This window comes from Pandoraea eparura (assembly GCF_902459725.1).
In the GTDB taxonomy this organism is placed as follows: Bacteria; Pseudomonadota; Gammaproteobacteria; order Burkholderiales; family Burkholderiaceae; genus Pandoraea; species Pandoraea eparura.
This window is the reverse complement of record NZ_CABPSH010000001.1, coordinates 455,367-478,489: the sequence shown is the minus strand read 5'-3', so window position 1 is coordinate 478,489 and position 23,123 is coordinate 455,367. Positions and strand designations below refer to the sequence as shown.

Below are 23,123 nucleotides of genomic sequence, written 5' to 3'. Positions count from 1 at the left end.
CTCCTTAGCCTTCGACCTTCTTGATCAGCGCGTCGAGCATTTCAAGCTCGTTCGGCAGCAGGTCGGTCAGCGGCGCGCGCACCGGACCGGCATCGTGGCCGACGAGCCTCGCGCCCGCCTTGACGATACTCACGGCGTAGCCGGCGCGGCGGTTGCGGATTTCCAGGTACGGCAGGAAGAACGTGTCGAGCAGGCGGCCGATCGTGGCCTCGTCGTTCTGGCACACGGCGTGATAGAACGCCATCGCCGTCTTCGGAATGAAGTTGAAGACCGCCGACGAGTACACCGGCACGCCCAGCGCGCGGTAGGCGGCGGCATAGACTTCAGCCGTCGGCAGGCCACCCAGATAGGAGAAGCGCTCGCCCATGCGGCGGCGGATTTGCACCATGCGCTCGATATCGCCCACGCCGTCCTTGAAGCCGATCAGGTTCGGGCACGTCTCGGCCAGACGCTCGAGCTGGTCGGCGCCGAGCTTCGAATTGGCGCGGTTGTAGACGATCACGCCGATGTTGACCGAGCGGCAGACCTGCTCGACGTGCGCGGCAATCCCGTCCAGGCTCGCTTCCGTCAGGTAGTGCGGCATGAGCAGCACGCCCTTGGCGCCAAGGCGCTCGGCTTCCTGAGCGTATTCGATGGCCAGACGCGTCGGGCCGCCGGCACCGGCCAGAATCGGCACCTTGCCTGCGCAGGTGTCGACGGCCGTCTTGATCACCGCGCTGTAATCGCGCGGGGTGAGCGAGAAGAATTCACCCGTGCCGCCCGCCGCGAACAGCGCCGTCGCGCCAAACGGTGCCAGCCACTCCAGGCGGGCCGCATAGCCGCGCGCATTGAAGTCGCCGTTGGCGTCGAAGTCGGTGACGGGGAAAGACAACAAGCCGTCGGAGACGATCTGCTTGAGTTCTTGAGGAGCGGTCATGTCAAGAGTTCCTGTCGGCCACAGAGCCGGATTCGATAAGGGAAGAAGGGACGCAAACCAGCGCTCGGCGCTTAGTTATATGTCATCGTATAACATGTCGTGAGGTCGGGCAAGAGGCTGTCGAAAAGAATGTCAGTGGGATAAACCCGGACACAGATTGAAAAGGGCTCTTCCCGGGTTTTTCCCGATTCTCACGGCAGCCATGAGGGCTACGCATGGTGCAAATCTAGATGTATGATGACGCATAAGTAACGGAGTGCCGCGCCAACGTCGATATTCACCGCCGTTTTGCGCGATAGTCTTTAGCGTCGATGGCGAATCGCAGGTGTCAATCCGTGCGGGCGTCGCCTCTCATCAGGAAACAGGAAGGAGTGAGCAACATGGCATCAATGACGGACGCGGGCCGCACTGCCGCCGCGGGAGCATCCGGGGCGGGGGCGAGGGATGTGCCGCGCTATATCCGGATGCAGGCTGACGACAACGTCGCCATCGTCGTGAACGACGGCGGGTTGCCCGCCGGCAGCCGGTTTGCCGACGGGCTCACGCTCGTCGACGCCGTGCCGCAGGGCCACAAGGTCGCGCTGACCGATCTGGTCGAAGGCGCACCGGTGATTCGCTACGGCGTGGTGATCGGCTACGCGGCGCGTGCGTTGCCTGCCGGGAGTTGGGTGAACGAGCGCAACCTCAACATGCCGGAGGCGCCGTCGCTGGATCGCCTGCCGATCGGCACACGCGTCCCCGCGACGTTGCCGCCGCTCGAGGGCTTCACCTTTCAGGGCTATCGCAACGCCGACGGGTCGGTCGGCACCCGCAACATTCTGGCGATCACGACCACGGTGCAGTGCGTGGCCGGCGTGGTCGAATTCGCCGTCAAACGGATCAAGGAGACGTTGCTGCCGCAGTATCCGAACGTCGACGACGTGGTCGGGCTGGAGCACACCTACGGCTGCGGCGTGGCCATCGATGCGCCGGATGCCGACGTGCCGATTCGCACGCTGCGCAACATCTCCACGAATCCGAATTTCGGCGGCGAAGTGATGGTCGTGAGCCTGGGTTGCGAGAAGCTTCAGCCCGAGCGTCTCTTGCCGGCGGGCAGCATTCCCATCGGCAGTGCCAACGCGGACGGCAAGCCCGATACCGTCTGTCTGCAGGACGACGCGCACGTCGGCTTCCTGTCGATGATCGATTCGATCCTGGCAACGGCGCGCACGCATCTGGAACGGCTCAACGCGCGCCAGCGTGAGACGGTGCCGGCCTCGGAGCTGGTGGTGGGCGTGCAGTGCGGCGGCAGCGATGCGTTCTCTGGCGTCACGGCGAACCCGGCGGTGGGCTTCGCCACGGATCTGCTCGTGCGCGCAGGTGCGACGGTCATGTTCTCCGAGGTCACCGAGGTGCGCGACGGGATCGATCAGCTCACCTCGCGCGCGGCGACGCCCGAAGTGGCCGACGCGATGATTCGCGAGATGGCCTGGTACGACGCCTATCTCGAGCGCGGCCGCGTCGATCGCAGCGCCAACACCACACCGGGCAACAAGCGCGGCGGGTTGTCGAACATCGTGGAAAAGGCGATGGGATCGATCGTGAAGTCAGGCACGGGCCCGATTCACGGCGTGATTGCACCGGGCGCCAAGCTCGACCGCACGCGCCAGCGCGGGCTGATTTACGCCGCCACCCCGGCGAGCGATTTCATCTGCGGCACCTTGCAACTCGCGGCCGGGATCAATATGCACGTCTTCACAACCGGTCGCGGCACGCCTTACGGGCTGGCCGAGGTGCCGGTCGTCAAGGTGGCGACGCGCTCCGATCTGGCGCGTCGCTGGCATGACCTGATGGATGTCGACGCCGGGCGCATCGCCACGGGCGAGGCGAGCATCGAAGACGTGGGCTGGCAGCTCTTTCACCTGATGCTCGCCGTAGCGAGCGGCGAGAAGACCTGGGCAGAGCGCTGGGGTCTGCACAACGCGCTGGTCCTGTTCAACCCGGCGCCGGTGACCTGATTCGGCGGCAGCAACTCAGAGGTCGGCTGGCGCGCGCGCCAGCCCGAACTCGAGCATGGCCGGGACAAAGCAATGATTAAGCGTGTCGCGTCGCGAGAGCTTCGCGAGCACGTAGCGCCGGAACGGCGTGAGCGTGGCCCAGTCGCCCACGTCGGGCGGCAGCAGGTCGGCCAGTTCGCATTGCCTGAGCAGTCCCGGCGGCAGCGCATTCGTGTCCTGCCAGGCGGTGGGGGCTGGGTCGACACTTCGCGCCACCGCTTGCCCGAGATGGTCGCGGGCGGCGTCATCGAGACGCGCGGCAAAATCGTCGTCGCCCGGCCGGCATGACGCCAGCGCTTCGCGCGTCGCCTGGGGCAGCCGTTGCCAGTCGGCCAGCGATAGGTGCTGGCCATTGCGATCCAGATTGAAGCGAATCGCCATCGTGATGAACTTCAGGTTTTCGCAGGCTTCGATCTCGAAAACGAAGATCGGCAGACGCTGATAAAGATGCATGAGAGTCACTCCCCGTGGCGCAGCATCGGAAACGGTCATGGTACTTCAAGTGAACGAACGCTTGTGCGTGGCGCTGAGTCGCTCGCGTCGCGGCGCCGAGCGTTCGGTCTGACCGGTAGCCACACCCCACCGGCCGACGACGCTACGAGGAAGACGTGCGGCCATGACATCGCATCCCGGTATCAACGCCCCCAGTTCTTGGGAAAAGTCTTGAATTTGCGTGTTTGAGCGGCGTTGTCCGCATTTGCCGTTCACGATGGCGGCCGACGTCGAATCGTCGTCATCCCTCGGGCCGCGGCCGGTCATTCGCGTCGCGTTGGCGAAGAGGCCGCGGTGCGAAGTGACTACGTTGATTGCGCAGTTCTAGAGTCGCGATTCTTTTTCGTATCCCGAAGGGATTCCTAAGGTAGATGTTTGGCCCGCAGGCGTTTGCGTTCATGCCCGGCATGGCATGCGCGGCCTGCGCGACCGTCTTGCACGAGGCGCGGGTGTCCGCGCCCCCGAATTTCGAAAGGAGCCGACATGCCGTCCAATGCGCCGCCGTCACCGTTTCCTTTTCTTCCTGTCGTCCTTGAGTCGCCCGTCGGGGCGCAAGGCCGCGCCATGTCCCCGCCCGACGGCGCCGCTCGCGCGCCCGAGACGGCCTCACGCCGATTGACGCGTGGCGCCACGGACACGTCGCGGGGCAAAGGGCGCGCCGCGTGCCGCCGTCATGCGGGCGCAATGCAGCACGTGCCGGGCCTGTCGCCGGGCGATGACGGGGAGGCACTTCGCGCGGAGGTCGTCAGGCGCATCGATCCCGCGCGGGTGGCGCTGCTTGGGGCCATCGTCCGATGAGTGCGCCGATCGCGTCGCCCGTCGCTGCTTCCGTTGCTTCTGACGCCGCTCCGTCGACTGCCGCACCGCGCGCGCCGCAGGCCACCGACGCGTGCAACGCGCCCGTCTGGGTCATCACCTCGCCACACGCGCGATGGACGACCGAGGCGAAGGCCGTCGCCGTGTCGTCGTACGAGGTGTCCTGCACGTTGCACGGCGCGCCCGCCGAGACCGCGATGTGGCTCGACAGGATGCGCCATGGCGTGTTGCTTGCCGAGGCGCCGTCGCCGGGCACCTGGCTCGCCACGCTGGTCGACGAAGCGCTGGTGCAGGTGCTGCCCGCCACGCAGGGCGAGATGGTGCCGGCGTTCGGGCGGATTTGCGACGACTGGGTGCGGGGCATTTTCGCTGCGCCGTTCTGGGCCCGCTTTCTTGCGGGCGAATCGAGCGACATCCAGGTGCTGGCGTTTCTTGCGCAGCACTACCATCGCGCGGCGGGCGCGGATGTGCACAATCGCATCGCGGTCGAGCGCTGCACCGATGCGGCGCTGCGACCGTTGCTGTTGCGCCAATACCGCGAGCAGCGCGGGCAGGCGACGATGCTCGCCGCTGGGCTGCTGCGCTGCGGCCCGGCGGCGCGCACCTTCCTCGACAGCGGTGCGTTCGACGCGACGCACGCGCTCATCGACTTCATCATTGGCGCGGCGGGCGACATGCCCGCCTATGTGGGTTGCTGCGCACTCAGTCAGGCCCCGGCCACCGTGCGCGCGGCCAGCGAGATCGAGGCGCAGTTCGACGCGCTGGCACAGCGCTATCCGTCGGCCGCCGAGGGGTTTCGGGCGGTCGGTGCGCACGCGCGGCACGATGCAAGCGTCTGCGGCGCAACGTCGTTGCTCTCGCAATGGGTGGAGGAGGCTGGTGAGCCCGATGTGGCGTCGCGCTTGCGCATGCTGCGCGGGGCCTATGGCGTTGCGGCGGCCTATCGGGTCATGTTCGACGCCCTGCATCGTCTGGACGAGGATATCTGAGGTCAGCGCACGGCCCATGCCCCCCAATGGGGCATGTGACTCGTATAATGGCGTCCGATCGGCGGGGGCGGTGGCGCCTGTGCGCCGTCTGTCCCCTGACCATGACAACCCAACTCGCCTACCTCGCCGCGCTCGGTGCGGCCCTTTGCTGGGCCTTCAGCGGCATGATCGCCATTACGCCCGTGCGCCGTGCGGGTTCCTTCCCCTTCAATTACGCCCGCATGCTGCTGGTCTTCGCGATGTTGCTCATCGCGGTGGCGGTGCTGCGCGGCTGGCCGTCGCTCACCTCGGAACAGTGGCTGCGGCTCACGGCGTCGGGACTGATCGGCATTCTCGTGGGCGACACAATTCTCTACACGTCGCTCGGCCGTCTCGGGCCTCGGCGCAACGCCATCCTCTTCGCGACGAACGCCCCGATGACGGCCGTGCTCGGCTATGTCTGGCTCGGCGAGGCGCTCGGCTGGCGAGCGGTCATCGGGGTGGCGCTGGTCACGGCGGGGGTGGCGCTTGCGGTCGCGTTCGGTGGCCGGCGCGAGGACGCCCATCACTGGGAGTCCGTGCGCGGCGATATGCGCGTGGGCGTCGCCATCGGTTTGACGGCGGCGCTGTGCCACTCCGTCGGAACGCTCATCGCCAAGCCGGTCATGGCAGCTGGCGTCGATCCGGTGAGCGCGTCGGCGGTGCGCGTGGGCGTGTCTGCGATCGGGCTGACGATGCTCGCGGCGAGGCGCGGGCGCGCCGTCTTCTCGGGGTTCACGCCGGGCACGTTGGCGCTGACGGCACTGTCGGGCTTCGTCGGCGTGGCGCTCGGCATGACGCTGCTGCTCTATGGCATGGGGCACGGCAACACCGGTGTCATTGCCACGCTCTCGGCGACCACGCCTGTCGTGGTGTTGCCGCTCATGTGGATTCGTACCCGGCAGCGTCCGGCGGCGGGCGCCTGGTGGGGCGCGCTGATCGCGAGCGCGGGCGTCGCGTTGATTTTCAACCGATGAGCGAGGACGGGGCAGGCGCTTGGGCGCGGCCCGGTCGTCAGCGCGTGAGGGGCGGTTGCAGGGAGTCGGGGTTCTGGCGTGACGCGTCCGTCCCCATGCCGGACGGCGGGGCTTGCGTCGCCACGGCCGGGCGTGGCAGGGCCGGCGTGAGCAAGCGCCGCAGCCAGGCGGCAAGTCGCTCGAAGATGCCCGGGTCGTCGTTGAACAACTCCGGGCGTAGCACCCGCAGGTAGTCCAGAATCTGTTCGGCTTCCTGAGCACCGACCGACCCGTAGATCACCGCGAGATCGAGCAGCGCGCGCAGCTCGCCGAGCCGCTCGCGCGCCTGTAACGAACGAGCGGTCTCCACGCTGCGCTTGGCGTCGAATACGCGCTCGCGCAGCACGGAGGCGGCGCGCCACGCCGGCGTCTGCAACGACGCTTCCAAGGCGCGCAGGTCTTGCGCCGAGCTGACAATTTGTCCCGCGAGCGATTCCACGATGCGTTCCTCGCCCTTCGCTTCGCGCACGATCCCTTCGGCCCAGCGGCTCGCCTGGCGCGACATATCCTCGCGCGTCCATTCGGGGCGGGAGACGAAATAGAACCCGTGTTGACGCGCCTGGTTCAGGATGATCGAGACGACGTCCGGGAACTGCTTGTCGAACGTGCGCTTGGCCCACGCGTAATGACCGCCGGCGAGCAATTGGGCGACGGCGGCTTCGGTGAGCGGTACGGTGCTGTCGAGCAGGCGGGCGCGCAGGAAGTCGTCGAAGGGCGGCGGTGTGAAGTGGCGGTCGACGGCGGCGGAGATGCGCACGAACGCGTCGAAGTCTTTTTTCAGATCCGCCAGCGCGATGTCGGAGAGGGTTAGCGAAATGCGGCTCATCGCGGCGCGCTCCCAGGCGCCGCGACGACGACGCAAAGCCGATGCGGGTGCGCTTGAGCGCGAGCCAGTCGTGTGTCCGTGCCCGTGCCGCGAGCCCCAGGCGCTGTCGCCGAAGCTCGTGCCACGTGCCTCTCCAATGCGCGTGAAGTCATGTGCAGCGATACGTGTCAACGGTGCGCTGCGGTCGTGGCCGCGCGCTGTGAAGGTGGCCCTTGAGGAAACGCGTGCCTGCCTCTCGGCGTGCCGCATCCCATGGCGTTTATGGCGGCGATTCTAGCGTAACCAAGGTTGGCGAACCCCCGCGTCTCCATCATCCCCCCATGAAATTCACATTTCGGAGGGTGGGCAGCAGGAGTCTGCATGCATCAACGGCATGGCGACGCCAAAACTTTAGGTTGGCGAGGCGGACTATTTACATGGTGTCGTGCGCGGTGGCCTGCGCGGTGTCAACTTCCCGTGGCCGGGCGCAGCAGATAGACGGCGAAGCGCGCACGCGCATCGAGCCAGACACGCTCGACATCCCACCCCGCGGAGCTTGCCAGGGCACGAAACTCGGTTTGGCCGTACTTGTACGAGTTCTCCGTGTGGATGGATTCGCCTGTTGCGAAGTCGAAGCCGTGGCCGAGCACACTCGCCCGGAAAGGGCGCTGCGCGACGAGATGCATTTCGATGCGGCTGGCGCCCGCGTTGAAACGGGCTTCGTGGCGGAAGGCGTCGAGCGGCAGGTCGCCGTCGAGTTCGCGGTTGATGCGTGCGAGCACGTTCAGATCGAACTGGGCGGTCACGCCGCGTGCATCGTCGTAGGCGGGCAGCAGTACGGCGGGGTCCTTGCAGGCGTCCACGCCGACGACCATGCGGCGGCGCGGGCCGAGCATCTTGCCGACGTGAGCGAGAAACGCGGCGGCCTGGCCGGGCGCGAAGTTGCCGATCGTCGAGCCGGGAAAGAAGCCCAGGCGCGGCCCTTGCGTGGCCTGCAACTGCGGTGGCAGACGGAACGGCCGGGTGAAGTCGGCGCGCACCGGCAGCATGGGAATGCCCGGGCAGCGGCGGGCCAACGTGGCGACGGCGTCGTCGAGAAAGTCGTCGGCAATATCGACAGGCACATAGGCGCGCGGTGTGACGAGCGCGTCGAGCAGCAGCGGCGTCTTGCGGCTCGAGCCGCTGCCAAATTCGACGACCACGGCATCGGGGCCGATGACATCCGCGATGGCGGCGGCGCATTCGCCGAGCAGGGCCGTTTCGGTGCGGGTCTGGTAATACTCATCCAGGCCGGTGATGGCTTCGAACAGCTCGCTGCCGCGCCGGTCGTAGAGCCAGATGCTGGGCAGCGACTTGGGTGTGTGGCCGAGACCGGCGAGCACGTCGGTTGCGAAGGCGTTATCCGGCAGTGACGGACAGACGAACGGTGTGGCTTGGGGGGCTTGCGACATCAACGATCCTCCGCGAGCCTCAGGCCGCAGAATTGCCAGCGCTGATGCGGGTAAAAGAAGTTGCGATAGGTGGCGCGCGCGTGCCCCGGCGGCGTGGCGAGCGATCCGCCGCGCAGCACGAATTGTCCGCACATGAACTTGCCGTTGTATTCGCCGACGGCCCCCGCCGCCGTCCGGAATCCCGGATAGGCAACGTATGGGCTGGCGGTCCATTGCCATACCGGGCCAAAGCGTTGGGTCATCGCGGGCTGAGACGACGCAGCGGCCCTTGCCGCGACCTCCCATTCGTATTCTGTCGGCAGACGCTTGCCGGCCCATCGCGCGAAGGCGTCCGCTTCGAAATAGCTCACGTGCCGCACGGGGGCGTCGTCGTCGATCGGTTGCATGCCGGCGAGTGTCATCGATTGCCATTCGCCGTCGTGAAACTCCCAGTAAAGCGGATGTCCCCATCCGTCGCGTTGCACCGTCGCCCAGCCATCGGACAGCCAGAGTCCCGCCGTGCGATAGCCGCCGTCGTCGATGAACGCGCACCACTCGCCGTTCGTCACCACGCGCGACGCGATCGCGAAGGGGCGGAGCAAGACGTCATGCGCGGGGGTTTCGCAGTCGAACGCAAAGGGTCCGCTCGATTCGCTCTCGTGCCCGACGCGATGCTGCCCGCCGCTGTGAGCAATCCATTGCAGCGGCCCGGCGATGTCGCCCGCGCAGGCCGGTTCGCGATGCGCGGGGCGCAACGGATTTTGCGCGAACAGATGCAACAAGTCGGTGTGCATCAGCTCCTGGTGCTGTTCCTCGTGATGCAGACCGAGGGTGATCAGGGCGAGCACGTCAGGCGACAGGTCGCCATGGAGCAGGCGTTCGTGCATGGCGGCGTCGACATGGCGGCGATAGCGCAGCACGTCATCGAGTGTGGGGCGCGTGAGCAAGCCGCGTTGCGGGCGAGGGTGACGCGGACCGGCGGCTTCGTAATAGGAATTGAAGAGGTAGGCGAAGCGCGGATCGTAGGGGCGGTAGTGGCTGTCGGCCAGGGCGTCGCACTCGTTCAGCAGGAAGGTTTCGAAGAACCACGTGGTGTGTGCGAGATGCCACTTGATGGGGCTGGCGTCGGGCATCGACTGCACGGTGGCGTCGGCGTCGGAGAGGCCTTGGGCGAAGGCGACCGAGGCGGCGCGTACGGTGTCGTAACGCGCGTGCAGCGGTTTCGGCAAGGGCGTGACGAGACCCGTCGTGCCATCGCGTTCGGTGTGCGGGCGGAGCAGACTGGTGGAGGTGGCGGAGGGCGCCTCGGCTTGCGACGTACAACAGGGGAGGGCCATGGGGGGACGCGCCGTGTTGTGAAACGTGCTGCCTATTGTAGACCCGTTGCGTGCCCCTCGTGCGTCGTGGGGCTTCGCGGCGGCGAAGTCACGATTGCCCGTTGCCGGTGGGGCCGTGGAGTTCGTGTTCGAGGCGGACGACTTCCTGGGCGACGAGCGCGATGGCGTTGCGAATTTCCATGAGCGCGGTGTAGAGGGCTTGCGCGTTCTGGGGGGATTGCATGGCGAGGTCGCGGGCGGCGGCTTCGATGGCGTCGAGCGACAGGGCAATGCGGTCGAGATTCTCCAGCATGGGGCGATCTCCGATGGCGCGCGCAGCGCGTGCGTGGTCCTATGATACCCAACTGACGTATCTCGTTGGGGATGTTAGAATGCGTGCCCCTGCCGGGGTGATGAAATTGGTAAACATAGCGGACTTAAAATCCGCCGCCTTCGGGCTTGCCGGTTCAAGTCCGGTCCCCGGTACCAGTCGTTCCCCACATCAGAAGCCCTGACGCGTCAGGGCTTTTTGTCTTCCGGTGGCCCCCCGACGCCTTCCCGCACCTATCGTCGCCAAATCTGGTACTTTTTAAGTCTCTGTGCCCGGATGCAAATCCGATTGTCTGGTTTCATGCAACGTAAGGAGCGAGAAATGGATAGCAATAGCGCGAGTTCTTCCGGCAAGTGTCCGGTCATGCACGGTGGTGTCACGTCCGTGGAGATGTCTCACATGGATTGGTGGCCCAAGGCGCTGAACCTCGACATCCTGCACCAGCACGACACCAAGACCAACCCGATGGGGATGTCCTTCAACTACCAGGAAGCCGTCAAAACGCTCGACGTCGACGCACTCAAGAAGGATCTCACGGCCCTGATGACCGACAGCCAGGACTGGTGGCCTGCGGACTGGGGGCACTATGGCGGCCTGATGATTCGCATGGCCTGGCACTCGGCAGGCACCTACCGCATTGCCGACGGACGCGGCGGTGGCGGCACGGGCAATCAGCGATTTGCCCCGCTCAATTCCTGGCCTGATAACGCCAATCTCGACAAGGCCCGCCGTCTGCTGTGGCCGATCAAGAAAAAATACGGCAACAAGCTGAGCTGGGCCGACCTGATCATCCTCGCCGGCACGATCGCCTACGAGTCGATGGGGTTGAAGACCTTTGGCTTCGGGTTTGGCCGTGAAGACATCTGGCACCCGGAAAAGGATATCTACTGGGGATCCGAGAAGGCGTGGCTCGCACCCACCGACAACCCCAACAGCCGCTACTCCGGCGAGCGTGAGTTGGAGAACCCGCTGGCGGCCGTCATGATGGGGCTGATCTACGTGAACCCGGAGGGCGTGGATGGCAAGCCCGATCCGCTGAAGACGGCCCGCGACGTGCGCGAGACCTTCGCGCGCATGGCGATGAACGACGAGGAAACGGTCGCCCTGACCGCGGGTGGACACACCGTCGGCAAGACGCACGGCAATGGAAACGCGGCCAATCTTGGCCCGGCGCCGGAAGGCGCGGATGTCGACGCGCAGGGCCTGGGCTGGATCAACCAGGTCAGTCGAGGCGTGGGTCGCGACACGGTCACCAGTGGCATCGAAGGCGCCTGGACTACGCACCCGACGAAGTGGGACGGCGGCTATTTCGAGATGCTCCTTGGCCATGAGTGGGCATTGCAGAAGTCGCCCGCCGGCGCTTGGCAGTGGCAGCCGGTCGACATCGACGAAGCGGCGATGCCGGTGGATGTCGAAGACCCGTCGATTCGCCACAAGCCGATCATGACCGACGCCGACATGGCGATGAAGATGGATCCGGAATATCGCAAGATAGCCGAACGATTCCATCAGGATCCGGCATATCTCTCGGAAGTTTTCGCGCGCGCGTGGTTCAAACTGACCCATCGCGACATGGGGCCGAAGTCCCGCTACATCGGTCCGGATGTGCCGAAGGAAGACTTGATCTGGCAAGACCCGGTCCCCGCAGGCCGCAAGGACTACGACGTGGCCGCCGTGAAGGCCAGGATCGTCGCCAGCGGCCTCGGCATCGGTGATCTGGTGATGACGGCATGGGACAGCGCCCGCACCTTCCGTGGTTCCGACAAGCGCGGGGGCGCCAACGGTGCGCGCATCCGTCTGGCTCCGCAGAAGGATTGGGAGGGCAACGAGCCGGCGCGTCTTGCCGGCGTGTTGGCCGTGCTCGAGAAGATCGCCGCCGAGACGGGGGCCAGCGTGGCCGATGTGATCGTGTTGGCAGGTAACGTCGGTGTGGAGCAGGCCGCCAAGGCGGCAGGCTTTGATGTGACCGTTCCTTTTGCCCCGGGGCGTGGCGATGCCACGCAAGCGCAAACCGATGTGGCGACGTTCGACGTGCTGGAGCCCGTGGCGGATGGTTTCCGCAATTGGCTGAAGCAGGAGTACGTGGTGAGCCCTGAGGAACTGCTGCTCGATCGCGCCCAGTTGATGCGGCTGACGGCGTGCGAAATGACCGCTTTGTTGGGGGGCATGCGCGTATTGGGCACCAACCACGGGGGCACTCAGCACGGTGTGCTCACGAACCGTGTTGGCGCGTTGACGAATGACTTCTTCGTCAACCTGACCGACATGGCGAACATGTGGAAACCGGCGGGTAACAACCTGTACGAAATCCGCGATCGAAAGTCCGGTGCGGTGAAATGGACGGCCACGCGCGTCGATCTGGTCTTCGGCTCGAACTCGGTGCTGCGTGCCTACGCGGAGGTCTACGCGCAGGACGATAACAAGGAGAAGTTCGTGCAGGACTTCGTTGCCGCCTGGACGAAGGTCATGAACGCCGACCGGTTCGACCTGGCGTAATATCTCGCGCGGCATTCCCCGTAGCCCGGACGCGGCTGCGGGGGATCGCCCGGTCGTCACCAACGTCGTTCCCTCGAATGCGCTCGTCGGCGGAAATCCGGCAGGGGCGCTTCCCCTTGATCGTCAATTGCGGACCGACGGAAATGGGGGCGGGAAGAGTGGGAAGGGCGGGGAGAGGGTATGGCGGAAAGGGCGCGTCATTGCCACGTTGGGCGAGCGATCCAGGCCGCCGCATTACACTGCTATCCATGCGCTCAGACTTTCCACAACCTCACATCCAAGACCACCTCACCTCATATTTCTGGCGTGGCGACGTCATCCGCAGCCGGCGCGTGAGCGACGTTGTGCTGTCAGGCACGGTCGACGTTCCCGAACTGCCGGCGCGGCTGCTCGCGGATTGGTCGCGGGAGATATCGTTGCGCATGACGCTGGACGCGGGGGATGTCGAGGTGATGCCGCTGGCACGCGCGCGAGCGCGCTGGCCGGACTACTCGCACTGCGTGCAGGCCGTGTCCGATTGGACGAACTCACTAGGGTTGCCCGAGGCGCTCGCCTCGACGGACGTGGCGCTCATGGCGTGCCGTGGCGCGAGGTATCACCACGACGGAGAACAATACGGCGGCGCGGCCTTCTGTAATTTGTTCCTGAGCGAAGACAAGGGGCAGGACGTCCATTTCCCGGCGTTGGGCCTTCGAATCCCGCTGAAGCGGGGGACGGTGCTGATATTCGATACCTGTCAGCCGCATGGGGTGATTCAACGCGGAAGCCATGCCTTCGACGCGAACGATTTCCCCGCCGACGACAATGGCACGCAGGTCTTCCTGACTTGGGAGATTCCCATCGAGGTGGCGCATGTCGCAAGAGCGCTCAACGTCGCCTTCGACGTCGCCCCGTCGACCGCGATGACGGTGAATGAGGCGCAAGTGCAGCGCAACGGCGAAAGGGTCGGTGTCTGCCCGGCATCAGGTCGGTGGCGCCGCGCCGACGCATCGGGTCAACCGTTGGACGCCGGCGCGAAGTGACCTTCAGGGCAGCCTGTTGAGCGCTGCCGTGTGCCAGTGACAGCGCTGCTCACAGCGGGATGTCTTCGATCAAGGCCAGGCGCAGTGCGCGTATCCGTCTGTCGACGAAATAGCCGCCGCCTTCCGTGTAGCGCAGATACAGCCGTGCGCACGACAGGCATTCCCACACACTGCAACGGTTATACGGGAAATAGCGCGGGGCGATCGGCGCGTCGTTCGACCAATACGTCGTCTTGCCTGGCAGGTATTCGGCAACGGTCGGCTCCGGATCGTCTTCCGTGAGCAGGGTGCCGATCTCTCGCAACTGCGTTTCGTCGAGGGAAATCGGCTGGGATTGCCAGCCGTCGAGCGGTGTTCTCGTGCACGCGCACGGACCGGGCGCGCTGGCCTCCGCGCGCTGTGCAAGATCGATCAGGGTGGCGGTGTCCAGAGCAGCGGGCATGGCAGGTGTCGTCGAGTCGTTCAAGCGGCAAACGCGCCATCATGCGCGCGTTCGCCTGGGTTCGGCAAGTTGTCAGATCATCGCCCCGTCGATGCGAACCGCCGACAAGGCCGGATGCCCCGGTGCAACTGTGCTCACCGCGATCCTCGCACCCTCCGTTCAATCAGCAACGGGACAACATTGGTGCACCTCATGATATATGACGTCATATGTATTAGTGTCGGGAAAACCCGTATTTTCGACCCGTTTTCCCTAATTTATCCTTCCAACATATAGGACATCAGACAACATTGTGGAGACGAATGTGGAAAATGGCGTGACCCGGGCAGCGCTGACCCGAAATGAGGCGAGTGGCAAGGCGGCCACGACGGCGGGCGGCGTCGACAGTCGTTATGCGGGGCGCAGCCGGGCGCGGTATCTGGTCGTCTTCATGCTTTTCCTGATTACGACGGTCAACTACGCCGACCGCGGAACGCTTTCGATTACGGGCACGGCCATACAGCACCAACTCGGCATTTCGCCGGTTGCGATGGGCTATCTGTTCTCGTCGTTCGCGTGGGCCTATGTCGCCGCGCAGATCCCCGGCGGCTGGCTGCTCGACCGCTTTGGCACCAAGCGGGTGTATGCCTGCAGTATCTTCTTCTGGTCGCTGGTGACGGCGCTGCAGGGGCTGGTCGCGGGGCTGCCGGTCGCGATGGCCGTCATCACGCTGTTCGCGCTGCGCTTTTTCGTGGGCGCGGCCGAGGCGCCGGCATTCCCGGGCAACTCGCGCATGACCGCGACGTGGTTCCCGACGGCCGAGCGCGGCACGGCGTCGGCGATCTTCAATTCGTCGCAATATTTCGCCGCCGTGCTGTTCACGCCGCTCATGGGCTGGATCACGCATGCGTATGGATGGCAGTACGTGTTCTATGTGATGGGCGCGCTGGGGATCGTGCTCACCGGCGTATGGCTCAAGACCATCTATGCGCCGCGCCAGCATCCGCTCGCGAACGACGCCGAAGTCCGTTTCATTGCCGATCACGGCGCGATGATCGACCTCGAGGACAAACAAGTCGCCGCGCAGCATCGCGCCGAGGCGGCGGGGTCGAACGGCGGTGCGCAGGGTCGCAAGATCTTCTCGCAACTGCTCAAGAGCCGCATGATGCTCGGTGTGTTCATCGCGCAATACTGCATCACGACGCTGACGTACTTCTTCCTGACGTGGTTCCCGATCTACCTCGTGCAGGAACGCCACATGTCGATTCTGAAGGCGGGCTTCGTCTCGTCGATCCCGGCCATCGCCGGTTTCCTCGGCGGCTTGCTCGGCGGCGTGGTGTCGGACCGGATGTTAAAGCACGGCTTCTCGACGTCGACCGCACGCAAGGTGCCGATCGTCGTCGGGCTGCTGCTCTCGACGTGCATGATCGCCTGCAACTACGTCGACAACCAGTGGGTCGTGGTCGGCATCATGGCGGCGGCGTTCTTCGGCAAGGGCATCGGAGCGCTGGGCTGGGCCGTTGTGTCGGATACGGCGCCGAAGCAGGCGAGCGGACTGTGCGCGGGGCTCTTCAATACGTTCGGTAACACGGCCGGCATCACGACGCCGATCGTCATCGGCTATCTCGTGCAGGACACCGGCTCGTTCGCGGCGGCACTGGTCTTCGTGAGCGCCAACGCGCTGATTGCGATCGTGTGCTATCTGTTCGTCGTCGGCAAGATTCAGCGCTTCGAGCTGGCCGAGTAACGCGTACGCGCCGCCCCGGTCGCCCCCATGGCAAGGAGAGCCGCGTGAGCACGCCCCGCGGATTGCACGAGCCAGCGCTGTTCATCGAGGCGGCGGCGATGATACGGACGGCAACCTGTGGTGCGGTTGGGGCTGGGATGGCGCTGCCGGCGTCAGTTCCGCCGACCTCGACGGTGTGACGGTTTTCAATGCGAGCGGTCAGGCGATCGGCTTCATCCGCCTGCCGGAACGTTGTGCGAACCCGACGTTCGGCGGCCCGAAGAACAACCGGCTGTATATGGCAAGTTCGCATTCGCTTTATTCGCTTTACGTGGAAGCCGAGGGCGCCGTCTGATCGTCACGACGCTCGCCGGCTTCCCTCAACTACTGGTACTTCGTTCATGTCTACGACTCTCACTCGCGTCAACGCTACGCCCACCGTCACCGAACTGCGCGTCATCCCCGTCGCCGGGCGTGACAGCATGCTGATGAATCTCTCGGGCGCGCATGGCCCGTTCTTCACGCGCAACATCGTGATCCTCACGGACAGCGCAGGGAACACGGGCGTAGGCGAAGTGCCGGGTGGCGAGAGCATCCGCAAGACGATCGACGACGCGCGTGACTACGTCGTCGGCCAATCGATCGGCAACCTGCAAGCCATCCTGAATCGCGTGCGCACGGCCTTCGCCGATCGCGACGTCGGCGGTCGCGGTCTGCAGACCTTCGACCTGCGCACGACGATCCACGCCGTCACCGCGCTCGAAGCCGCGCTGCTCGACCTGCTCGGCCAGCACCTTGGCGTGCCGGTCGCCGCCTTGCTCGGCGAAGGCCAGCAGCGCGACGAGGTCGAGATGCTCGGCTACCTGTTCTACGTCGGCGATCGCACCAAGACCGATCTGCCGTACGTATCGGGCGCGCAAGGGCGCGACGACTGGGAGCGTCTGCGTACCGAAGTCGCCCTGACGCCGGAAGCGGTGGTGCGTCTGGCGCAGGCTGCGAAGGCGCGCTACGGCTTCAACGATTTCAAGCTCAAGGGCGGCGTGCTCTCCGGCGACGCGGAAATGGAAGCGGCCACCGCGCTCGCCGAGTGCTTCCCGGAAGCGCGTGTGACGCTCGATCCGAATGGCGCGTGGTCGCTCGCCGAAGCGATCCGCCTGTGCCGTGACAAGCACGACGTGCTCGCCTACGCGGAAGACCCGTGCGGCGCCGAGAACGGCTATTCGGGCCGCGAAGTGATGGCCGAGTTCCGTCGCGCCACCGGCCTGCCGACGGCGACCAACATGATCGCGACCGACTGGCGTCAGATGGGCCATGCGATTCAACTGCAATCCGTCGACATTCCGCTGGCCGATCCGCACTTCTGGACGATGCAGGGCTCGGTGCGCGTCGCGCAGATGTGTAACGACTGGGGGCTCACGTGGGGCTCGCACTCGAACAATCACTTCGACGTGTCGCTGGCGATGTTCACACACGTCGCGGCAGCCGCGCCGGGCAAGATCACCGCGATCGACACACACTGGATCTGGCAGGACGGCCAGCGCCTCACGCGCGATCCGCTGCAGATCGTCGGCGGCAAGGTGAAGGTGCCGGAAGTGCCGGGCCTCGGCGTCGAACTCGATATGGACGAAGTCGAGAAGGCGCACGCGCTGTACCAGCAGCACGGCCTCGGCGCGCGCGATGACGGCGTCGCGATGCAGTACCTGATTCCGAACTGGACGTTCGACAACAAGCGTCCGTGCCTCGTGCGCTGAGTCGCTTGTGTCGTGAAGGACTGTCGTGAATCCGTGAGAAAACACCGGGGCTGGTAAAATGCGCGTCCCCTATGGAACGTCATTTTATGAAGTCTCAAACGCTTCGGGAGCAGTGGCTCCCGAATCTCCCCGGTAACGTACTTGCCGGTCTTACCACGGCGTTCGCGCTGGTGCCCGAGTGCATCGCGTTCGCGCTGGTCGCTCAAGTCAACCCGCTTATGGGCCTCTATGGGGCCTTCATCCTGTGCGCGCTCACCGCCATCTTCGGTGGTCGCCCGGGCATGATCTCGGGCGCTGCCGGATCGATGGCGGTGGTCATCGTCGCCCTGGTCGTCCAGCACGGTGTGCAATACCTGCTCGCGACCGTCGTGCTGGGCGGCGTGCTCATGATGCTCTTCGGCCTGCTGCGTCTGGGCAAGCTGATTCGCATGGTGCCGCACCCGGTGATGATCGGTTTCGTGAACGGGCTCGCGATCATCATCGCGATGGCGCAACTGGAGCATTTCAAGCGCGCCACCCCGCAAGGCGAGGTCTGGCTTCAAGGCGCGCCCCTGGTGATCATGTGCGCGCTGGTCGCGCTTACGATGCTGATCGTCTACGGGCTGCCGCGCCTAACGAAAGCCGTGCCTCCCGCGCTGGTCGCCATCGTCGGCGTTGGGCTCCTCAGCCAGGCGCTGCATCTGCCCACGCGCACGCTCGGCGACATGGCGCACATTGCCGGGACGCTGCCGTCCCTGCATCTGCCGCAGGTGCCGTTCGATCTGGAGACGCTGCGAATCGTCTTGCCCTATGCAGCGCTCATGGCGATGGTGGGTCTGCTGGAGACGCTGCTCACCTTCAACCTCACCGACGAAATTACGCAAACGCGCGGGCGCCCGAATCGCGAATGCCTCGCACTCGGCGTGTCCAACGTGGTGTCGGGGATGTTCGGGGGCATGGGCGGCTGCGCGATGATCGGCCAGACCATGATCAACCTGAGTTCGGGCGGCCGCAGCCGCGTCTCGGGGGCGACGGCCGGCATCATGATTCTGCTGTTCGTGCTGTGCCTGTCGCCGCTCATCGAGCGGATTCCGCTGGCGGCGCTCGTCGGGGTAATGTTTGTCGTCGCCCAGCAGACGTTCGCCTGGGGCTCGCTTCGCGTGCTGGGCAAAGTGCCCCGCAACGACGCTCTCGTGATCGTCGCGGTGACGGTCATCACGGTCTTCACCGATCTGGCCGTTGCGGTGATGTGCGGCATCGTCATCGCCGCGCTGAACTTCGCCTGGCAACATGCCCGCGAGATTCGCGCGGACGTGCAGGAGAGCGGCGATGACGCCCGCACCTATGTCCTGCATGGCACGCTGTTCTTCGCGTCGACCGCCCATTTCCAGGACCTGTTCCAGCCGTTGACGGATGTGTACCGCGTCGTCGTGGATTGCCGCCATTTGCACGTGGCGGATCACTCGGCGATCGTGGCGTTCGAGGCGCTGCGCGAGCGCTATCGGACGTCGGGCCGAAGCCTGCGCTTCGTCAATCTCTCGCCGCGCAATCTGCATCTGCTCGAGCGCGCCGGCGTCAGTCTCGTCGAGGCCTGACGCGCTCGTCGGCGGGCCGCATCCCATCACTTGAACGTGTGCAGGTAGGCCAGCAGGTCGGCCACCTTGCGCTCGTTGCCGATACCCCAGAAGCGCATCTTCGTGCCTGGCACCGTGTTGCCCGGGCTGGCGATGAATGTGGCGAGTGTCTTGTCGTCCCACACAATGCCGGACTGCTTCATCGCCGTCGAGTAATCATAGTCCGGCAGGCTGCCCGCGCGGCGGTTGAAAATGTGATTGAGTTGCGGGCCGAAGCCCGATGTCGCCATCGGTCCGACCGCATGGCACGACGCGCAGCGTGCCGCAAACAATGTCTTGCCCGCCTCGACGTCGCCTGCGGCCATGGCCGGCGCGGCGCGCGGGGTCAATGGGGTGAGCGCGCAGAGCAGCGCGAGCATCGTCGCACCGCGCCAGCGGCGTGCGGCACGTGTGAGGGGAGAGCGGTACACAGTCGGGAAAACGGAGCGGGCGGTCATCGTTGGGGCGCAGCGGGGGACGTGTCGAAGGCAAGCCGCTAAATTACCGCGTTCCGCCCGGCGCGACCAGCGATTCCCATGCGACGACGGTGCGACATCGTGTCGCGACCGTCGTGCGATGTTCCGCGGCGCATGGCCGGTCGACGCACGCGCATCGACGGCCAGGTGCTGTTGGCGGCAGCCGTCTTACGCGGCGCCCTTGATCACACTCTCCGGCAGATCGCGACCGTGGTACTTCTTGTAGATCGCGTTGAGCTTGCCATTCTTAAGATTGGTCTTCACCCAGTTGTTGATCCACGCCTTGAGCGCCGGCTGATTCTTGTTGAGCGCGATGCCCAGATTGAATTCCGTCTGCGCAAACTTCAGTTCGAGATGCTTGTCCGGTGCGCGCTTTTGCATTTCGCCGAGATTCGACGGGGTGCTCGAGAAGATATCGACCTGACCGGTCACCATCGACGTAATGAGCGTGGCGTCGTCTTCGTAGCGCACAATCTGCGCGCCCTTGGCGTTCTGCGTGGTGAGCGTGTCGTTGACGGTCGCGCGGGTAAGGCCGATGCGCTTGCCGTTCAGGTCGTCATAGCCTTTGATCACCATGCTCTTGGGGGCGCCGACGATGATCGAGATGACCGCGTACGGCATCGAAAAATCGATCACCTTCTCACGCTCCGGCGAGATGGCGAGATCGGCCACCACAATATCGGCGCGGTTCGATTGCAGCGTCGGGATGCGCGCCGCGTTCGTCACGGACACGATATCGAGCTTCACGCCCAGATCCTGCGCCAGCAGCTTGGCCGTTTCGACGTCCGAGCCCACCGGTTGCAGATTGGCATCGGCATAGGAGTACAGCGGCGTGCCCATGGCGATGGCAATACGGATCTTGCCCGCCTTCTTGATGTCGTCGAGCTGATCGGCCATGGCGGCGTGCGCGATGGCGCCAAGCATGACGGCGGCGCAGGCCTGGGTGAGGAACGTCTTGAGTTTCATGCAGCAGTCTCCTTGGAGTAATCGATTGTCTTGCGTGGTCGGGTTACAGGCCGTTGGCGAGGAACGCACGCAATTCGGGCGTTTGCGGGTTGTCGAGCATGTCGCCCGGACCCACTTCCCACACCTTGCCCTGATGCATGTAGATGATCTGGTCGGCGACGCGCTTGGCGAACGCCATCTCGTGCGTGACGAGCACCATCGTCATGCCGTCCGCCGCCAGGTCTTCCATCACGCGCAGCACTTCGCCCGTGAGCTGCGGGTCGAGTGCCGACGTCACTTCGTCGAACAGCATGACCTTCGGCGACATGGCAAGCGAGCGGGCAATCGCTACGCGCTGCTGCTGGCCGCCCGAGAGCTGCTCGGGATAGCTGTCGGCCTTGTCGGAGAGGCCAACCTGGGCGAGCACGCGTTTGGCGACCTCCTGCGCTTCGCCGCGCGCCATGCGCTTGACGTGCCGCAGCGCGAGCATGATGTTCTCGCGCACGTTCAGATGGGGAAACAGGTTGTAGCTCTGGAAGACGATGCCGACTTCGCGACGCAGTTGATGCAGGTCGATGTGCGGGTCTTCCACGCGAATGCCGCACACTTCGATCGAGCCTTCGTCGATGGTTTCCAGGCGATCGATGCAGCGCAGCGCCGTGCTCTTGCCGGAGCCGCTGGCGCCAATGACCGCCACCATCTGGCCGCGCGCCACTTCGAACGACACGCCCTTGAGCACCGGGTTGTCGCCGAAGCGCTTGTGAATCTGGTTGACCTTAACGATTGCCGACATTGAGCTTGTCCTCCAGTGATGCGCTCCAGCGCGAGAGCGGGTAGCACAGCACGAAATAAAACACCCCGACCAGCGAGAACACGAGGAAGGGTTGGAAAATCGAGTTGTTGATGATCTGTCCGGCACGCGTGAGCTCCACGAAGCCGATCACCGACGCGAGCGACGTCATCTTGATGATCTGCACCAGGAAGCCGATGGTCGGAGGCAGCGACAGGCGCACCGCCTGCGGAATGATGACCAGGCGCAGCGTCTGCCAGCGCGAGAGCGACAGGCACTCGGCGGCCTCCCATTGCGCCCGTGGCATTGCTTCGACGCAGCCGCGCCAGATGTCGCCCAGGTAGGCGCTGGTATAGACCATCAGCGCCAGCGCGGCCGCCACGATGGCGGGCAGCTCGAAGCCATAGACGGACAGGCCGAAGTAGACGATGAACAGCAGGATCAGCAGCGGAATACCCTGAATCGCCTCGATGAACACTTGGGCCGGCAAGCGCAGCCACCGGCGCGGCGAGATGCGTCCGAGCATCACGAGAAAGCCCCCCGCACTGCCGAGAACGAAGGCGATGAGCGAGAGCACGAGCGTCCAGCCAATGGACTGCACCATGTAGCTGAAATAGGTCCAGGAGAAGTTGCCGATCATGAGGCGCTCCGTTGCGCGGCGTGGGTGCCGGATTGGCCGGACGCGCCCGGCGTTCCAACGTTGCCGGCATTGCCCGGGGCATTCGGACCGGCGGCGCGCGACACCGCGGCCCGTCGGCGTGCCGCCTGCGCGGTCTGCGCCGCGGCGCGTCGCACGATGCGGCGGCGCTTGAAGAAGTACTCGCCGGCGGCCCACGCCACGAGCTTCACCAGCAGCGAGAGGCAAAGATAAAGCGCGGCCACGACGATGTAGGTCTCGAGCGAGCGGAACGTGTCCGACTGCACGGTGTTGGCCACGGCCGTCAGTTCTTCGGCCGAAATCTGCGAGGCCATGGCGGAGGCCTGCATCATCAGGATGAACTGGGTGGTGAGCGCCGGATACACCTTCTCGATGGACGGTTGGAGCATGACGTGCCACGCGATGCGCCATGTCGACAGCCCCAGGCACTCGGCGGCCTCGATCTGGCCGCGCGGCACCGATTCGAGCCCCGCGCGAATGATCTCCGCGGCGTACGCGCCGATGTTGATCACCATCGCAATGACCGACGCGGCGAACGTCGGCATGTGCACGCCCACGCTGGCCAGGCCGAAATACAGCAGGAAGATCTGGACGAGGAACGGCGTGTTGCGTACGGCTTCAATATAAATGCCGCACAGGCGGGCGAGCCAGCGGTGGCGGCTGCGCTTGGCGAAGGCGATCAGCGTGCCGACGACGGTGCCGATGACGACCGCGATCACCGTCATCTTCAGCGTGAGCCACGCGCCGTCCAGGAACACCGGCCAATAGGGAACCAGCGGGGCGAAATTCAACGAGAAATGCATGGCAAGCGCCTGTCTCCGGTGACGTTCGGGGCCGACGCGCCAGGCAGTTCGTTGCGGTCATGACATCCGCAATCGCCGTGAACGGTCTTTCTTGTACGTCGTCATATAAGTGATGCGATTTTGCGCATCGAGGATCGGCATTGTCAATAGTGGGGGATTGGGGGGATACCCTTGTATATCGCCTTGTCGGGGAAGGGGTTAAAGGGTGTTTGGGCGCGTGGGAAAAGCCGTCGCGGGCGGCGTGAAGCGATCTCAACGACGGGTTGATGGCGACGGAT

The 23,123-nt window shown here is 65.2% G+C and carries 20 protein-coding genes, 1 tRNA gene and 1 pseudogene; 10 read left to right on the top strand and 12 right to left on the bottom strand.

All coding sequences use genetic code 11. The features are described from left to right. Positions 1–4 precede the first annotated feature (4 nt). On the bottom strand, positions 5–916 hold the full coding sequence (gene kdgD / locus PEP31012_RS02120) for a 5-dehydro-4-deoxyglucarate dehydratase (RefSeq protein WP_150587687.1): 912 nt from the start codon (positions 914–916) through the stop codon (positions 5–7). A 389-nt stretch (positions 917–1,305) separates the two neighbouring features. On the opposite strand from kdgD, the gene garD reads away from it, so the two are divergent. Next, entirely contained in the window at positions 1,306–2,913 is a 1,608-nt protein-coding gene (gene garD / locus PEP31012_RS02115; protein ID WP_150588047.1) for a galactarate dehydratase, read from the top strand. A gap of 15 nt (positions 2,914–2,928) precedes the next feature. Here garD and PEP31012_RS02110 read toward each other — a convergent pair whose 3' ends face one another. Continuing rightward, positions 2,929–3,405: a nitrate reductase associated protein gene (locus tag PEP31012_RS02110; RefSeq protein ID WP_174978071.1), complete on the bottom strand. Its 477-nt coding sequence runs from the start codon at positions 3,403–3,405 to the stop codon at positions 2,929–2,931. Between the two features lie 833 nt (positions 3,406–4,238). Here PEP31012_RS02110 and PEP31012_RS02105 point away from each other — a divergent pair. After that, a complete protein-coding gene (locus PEP31012_RS02105; RefSeq protein WP_150587685.1) occupies positions 4,239–5,249 on the top strand; it encodes a hypothetical protein in 1,011 nt (336 codons plus the stop codon). Positions 5,250–5,350: 101 nt separating this feature from the next. Beyond that, the gene (locus tag PEP31012_RS02100; RefSeq protein ID WP_150587684.1) at positions 5,351–6,244 is read left to right on the top strand and encodes a DMT family transporter; all 894 of its coding nucleotides are present in this window, start codon (positions 5,351–5,353) and stop codon (positions 6,242–6,244) included. 37 nt (positions 6,245–6,281) lie between these two features. Here the strand turns inward: PEP31012_RS02100 and PEP31012_RS02095 are convergent, their stop codons facing one another. The 4 genes from PEP31012_RS02095 to PEP31012_RS02080 all read right to left on the bottom strand — a co-directional run bounded on the left by PEP31012_RS02095 (position 6,282) and on the right by PEP31012_RS02080 (position 10,147). After that, entirely contained in the window at positions 6,282–7,109 is an 828-nt protein-coding gene (locus PEP31012_RS02095) for a DUF4088 family protein (RefSeq protein ID WP_150587683.1), read from the bottom strand. A gap of 446 nt (positions 7,110–7,555) precedes the next feature. Next, the gene (egtD, locus tag PEP31012_RS02090; RefSeq protein WP_150587682.1) at positions 7,556–8,539 is read right to left on the bottom strand and encodes an L-histidine N(alpha)-methyltransferase; all 984 of its coding nucleotides are present in this window, start codon (positions 8,537–8,539) and stop codon (positions 7,556–7,558) included. Then, positions 8,539–9,855, bottom strand: coding sequence for an ergothioneine biosynthesis protein EgtB (gene egtB / locus PEP31012_RS02085; RefSeq protein WP_246171103.1), 1,317 nt, complete (start codon positions 9,853–9,855; stop codon positions 8,539–8,541). Before egtB ends, egtD begins: the two co-directional genes overlap by 1 nt. Before the next feature lie 88 nt (positions 9,856–9,943). Next, the gene (locus PEP31012_RS02080; RefSeq protein ID WP_150587681.1) at positions 9,944–10,147 is read right to left on the bottom strand and encodes a hypothetical protein; all 204 of its coding nucleotides are present in this window, start codon (positions 10,145–10,147) and stop codon (positions 9,944–9,946) included. A 91-nt stretch (positions 10,148–10,238) separates the two neighbouring features. On the opposite strand from PEP31012_RS02080, the gene PEP31012_RS02075 reads away from it, so the two are divergent. From PEP31012_RS02075 to PEP31012_RS02065, 3 genes are all read left to right on the top strand, one after another. Further along, positions 10,239–10,323 (top strand) — tRNA-Leu (locus tag PEP31012_RS02075). A gap of 163 nt (positions 10,324–10,486) precedes the next feature. Beyond that, on the top strand, positions 10,487–12,661 hold the full coding sequence (katG, locus tag PEP31012_RS02070; protein WP_150587680.1) for a catalase/peroxidase HPI: 2,175 nt from the start codon (positions 10,487–10,489) through the stop codon (positions 12,659–12,661). A 248-nt stretch (positions 12,662–12,909) separates the two neighbouring features. Further along, a complete protein-coding gene (locus PEP31012_RS02065; RefSeq protein ID WP_150587679.1) occupies positions 12,910–13,683 on the top strand; it encodes a hypothetical protein in 774 nt (257 codons plus the stop codon). Positions 13,684–13,732: 49 nt separating this feature from the next. On the opposite strand, the gene PEP31012_RS02060 is transcribed toward PEP31012_RS02065, so the two are convergent. Then, positions 13,733–14,125, bottom strand: coding sequence for a hypothetical protein (locus PEP31012_RS02060; RefSeq protein WP_150587678.1), 393 nt, complete (start codon positions 14,123–14,125; stop codon positions 13,733–13,735). A gap of 430 nt (positions 14,126–14,555) precedes the next feature. Between PEP31012_RS02060 and PEP31012_RS02055 the strand changes: the two genes are divergently transcribed. From PEP31012_RS02055 to PEP31012_RS02040, 4 genes and pseudogenes are all read left to right on the top strand, one after another. Further along, complete coding sequence (locus tag PEP31012_RS02055; RefSeq protein ID WP_246171131.1) at positions 14,556–15,851, top strand: MFS transporter; 1,296 nt, start codon at positions 14,556–14,558, stop codon at positions 15,849–15,851. Positions 15,852–15,951: 100 nt separating this feature from the next. Beyond that, positions 15,952–16,185 (top strand): annotated as a pseudogene (locus PEP31012_RS02050) (SMP-30/gluconolactonase/LRE family protein); the annotation flags it as partial. A gap of 46 nt (positions 16,186–16,231) precedes the next feature. Beyond that, positions 16,232–17,581, top strand: a complete 1,350-nt coding sequence (gene gudD, locus PEP31012_RS02045) for a glucarate dehydratase (protein ID WP_150587677.1) — start codon at positions 16,232–16,234, stop codon at positions 17,579–17,581. A gap of 86 nt (positions 17,582–17,667) precedes the next feature. Then, on the top strand, positions 17,668–19,155 hold the full coding sequence (locus tag PEP31012_RS02040) for a SulP family inorganic anion transporter (protein ID WP_150587676.1): 1,488 nt from the start codon (positions 17,668–17,670) through the stop codon (positions 19,153–19,155). A gap of 26 nt (positions 19,156–19,181) precedes the next feature. Here the strand turns inward: PEP31012_RS02040 and PEP31012_RS02035 are convergent, their stop codons facing one another. From PEP31012_RS02035 to PEP31012_RS02015, 5 genes are all read right to left on the bottom strand, one after another. Then, on the bottom strand, positions 19,182–19,631 hold the full coding sequence (locus tag PEP31012_RS02035) for a c-type cytochrome (protein WP_343039873.1): 450 nt from the start codon (positions 19,629–19,631) through the stop codon (positions 19,182–19,184). A gap of 186 nt (positions 19,632–19,817) precedes the next feature. Further along, positions 19,818–20,615, bottom strand: a complete 798-nt coding sequence (locus PEP31012_RS02030; protein ID WP_150587675.1) for a transporter substrate-binding domain-containing protein — start codon at positions 20,613–20,615, stop codon at positions 19,818–19,820. Positions 20,616–20,658: 43 nt separating this feature from the next. Then, complete coding sequence (locus PEP31012_RS02025) at positions 20,659–21,387, bottom strand: amino acid ABC transporter ATP-binding protein (RefSeq protein ID WP_150587674.1); 729 nt, start codon at positions 21,385–21,387, stop codon at positions 20,659–20,661. Then, complete coding sequence (locus PEP31012_RS02020) at positions 21,371–22,024, bottom strand: amino acid ABC transporter permease (protein ID WP_150587673.1); 654 nt, start codon at positions 22,022–22,024, stop codon at positions 21,371–21,373. Before PEP31012_RS02020 ends, PEP31012_RS02025 begins: the two co-directional genes overlap by 17 nt. Continuing rightward, positions 22,021–22,845, bottom strand: a complete 825-nt coding sequence (locus PEP31012_RS02015) for an amino acid ABC transporter permease (RefSeq protein WP_150587672.1) — start codon at positions 22,843–22,845, stop codon at positions 22,021–22,023. Before PEP31012_RS02015 ends, PEP31012_RS02020 begins: the two co-directional genes overlap by 4 nt. Positions 22,846–23,123 lie beyond the last annotated feature (278 nt).

Bases quoted from the DNA above. Each gene is read 5' to 3' on its own strand.
- kdgD (WP_150587687.1), bottom strand. From the start codon at position 916: ATGACCGCTCCTCAAGAACTCAAGCAGATCGTCTCCGACGGCTTGTTG.
- garD (WP_150588047.1), top strand. From the start codon at position 1,306: ATGACGGACGCGGGCCGCACTGCCGCCGCGGGAGCATCCGGGGCGGGG.
- PEP31012_RS02110 (WP_174978071.1), bottom strand. From the start codon at position 3,405: ATGCATCTTTATCAGCGTCTGCCGATCTTCGTTTTCGAGATCGAAGCC.
- PEP31012_RS02105 (WP_150587685.1), top strand. From the start codon at position 4,239: ATGAGTGCGCCGATCGCGTCGCCCGTCGCTGCTTCCGTTGCTTCTGAC.
- PEP31012_RS02100 (WP_150587684.1), top strand. From the start codon at position 5,351: ATGACAACCCAACTCGCCTACCTCGCCGCGCTCGGTGCGGCCCTTTGC.
- PEP31012_RS02095 (WP_150587683.1), bottom strand. From the start codon at position 7,109: ATGAGCCGCATTTCGCTAACCCTCTCCGACATCGCGCTGGCGGATCTG.
- egtD (WP_150587682.1), bottom strand. From the start codon at position 8,539: ATGTCGCAAGCCCCCCAAGCCACACCGTTCGTCTGTCCGTCACTGCCG.
- egtB (WP_246171103.1), bottom strand. From the start codon at position 9,855: ATGGCCCTCCCCTGTTGTACGTCGCAAGCCGAGGCGCCCTCCGCCACC.
- PEP31012_RS02080 (WP_150587681.1), bottom strand. From the start codon at position 10,147: ATGCTGGAGAATCTCGACCGCATTGCCCTGTCGCTCGACGCCATCGAA.
- katG (WP_150587680.1), top strand. From the start codon at position 10,487: ATGGATAGCAATAGCGCGAGTTCTTCCGGCAAGTGTCCGGTCATGCAC.
- PEP31012_RS02065 (WP_150587679.1), top strand. From the start codon at position 12,910: ATGCGCTCAGACTTTCCACAACCTCACATCCAAGACCACCTCACCTCA.
- PEP31012_RS02060 (WP_150587678.1), bottom strand. From the start codon at position 14,125: ATGCCCGCTGCTCTGGACACCGCCACCCTGATCGATCTTGCACAGCGC.
- PEP31012_RS02055 (WP_246171131.1), top strand. From the start codon at position 14,556: ATGCTTTTCCTGATTACGACGGTCAACTACGCCGACCGCGGAACGCTT.
- gudD (WP_150587677.1), top strand. From the start codon at position 16,232: ATGTCTACGACTCTCACTCGCGTCAACGCTACGCCCACCGTCACCGAA.
- PEP31012_RS02040 (WP_150587676.1), top strand. From the start codon at position 17,668: ATGAAGTCTCAAACGCTTCGGGAGCAGTGGCTCCCGAATCTCCCCGGT.
- PEP31012_RS02035 (WP_343039873.1), bottom strand. From the start codon at position 19,631: ATGACCGCCCGCTCCGTTTTCCCGACTGTGTACCGCTCTCCCCTCACA.
- PEP31012_RS02030 (WP_150587675.1), bottom strand. From the start codon at position 20,615: ATGAAACTCAAGACGTTCCTCACCCAGGCCTGCGCCGCCGTCATGCTT.
- PEP31012_RS02025 (WP_150587674.1), bottom strand. From the start codon at position 21,387: ATGTCGGCAATCGTTAAGGTCAACCAGATTCACAAGCGCTTCGGCGAC.
- PEP31012_RS02020 (WP_150587673.1), bottom strand. From the start codon at position 22,024: ATGATCGGCAACTTCTCCTGGACCTATTTCAGCTACATGGTGCAGTCC.
- PEP31012_RS02015 (WP_150587672.1), bottom strand. From the start codon at position 22,845: ATGCATTTCTCGTTGAATTTCGCCCCGCTGGTTCCCTATTGGCCGGTG.